Genomic DNA, 716 nt, shown 5'->3' on the forward strand with positions numbered 1-716 from the left:
CCGGTGGTGGTGACCGCGCCGTCGCAGCTGCCCCGGCAGCCGCTGCCGTTCGCCGGCCGCGACCCCGAGCTGGACCTGCTCGACGAGGCGCTGCGGCCCGGCCCGGACACCGCGGGCGCGGTGGTGCTGGTGGGCGAGGGCGAGGTGGGCAAGACGGCGTTGGGGCTGAGCTGGGCGCACCGGAACGCCGACCGGTTCCCCGACGGGCAGCTGCACGCCGACCTGCACGACCGGACCGGCGCGCCGGTGGACCCCGGCGCGGTGCTGGACCGGTTCCTGCGGGCGCTGGGGGTGCGGACGATCCCGGTGGACTTCGCCGAGAAGGTCGCCCTGTACCGCAGCAGCGTCGCGCACCGGCGTGTGCTGGTGTTCCTCGACAACGCCGCCGACAGCGCCCAGGTGCTGCCGCTGCTGCCCGGCGGCGCGCACTGCCGCGTGATCGTCACCGGCCGCGGCCCGCTGGACGACCTCGTCGTCCGGCACGGCGCGCACCGGCTGTTCGTGGAACCCCTGCGGCCGGACGAGTCGTGGGAGCTGCTGGTCATGCTCGTCGGGCAGGACTGGGTGGCGCAGCAGCCGCACGAGGCCCGCAGGCTCGCCTCCGCCGCGGACGGCAACCCCCTGTCCCTGCGGACCGCGGCGGCACGGCTGTGGCCACCACCCGGCCAGGGCAGGTCGGAGCGCGGCAGATCGGGGCGGGGCAGGCTCGCCGCCGC

Annotated in this window: 1 protein-coding gene; it reads left to right on the plus strand. The window is 77.2% G+C overall.

Annotated features, from left to right (window positions below; translation table 11 throughout):
* Positions 1 to 716: NB-ARC domain-containing protein (locus tag ACFQ3T_RS36885; RefSeq protein ID WP_380730843.1), on the plus strand; the 716-nt coding region annotated here is incomplete at both ends.

Source organism: Saccharothrix hoggarensis (genome assembly GCF_042678885.1).
Classification (GTDB): Bacteria; Actinomycetota; Actinomycetes; order Mycobacteriales; family Pseudonocardiaceae; genus Actinosynnema; species Actinosynnema hoggarensis.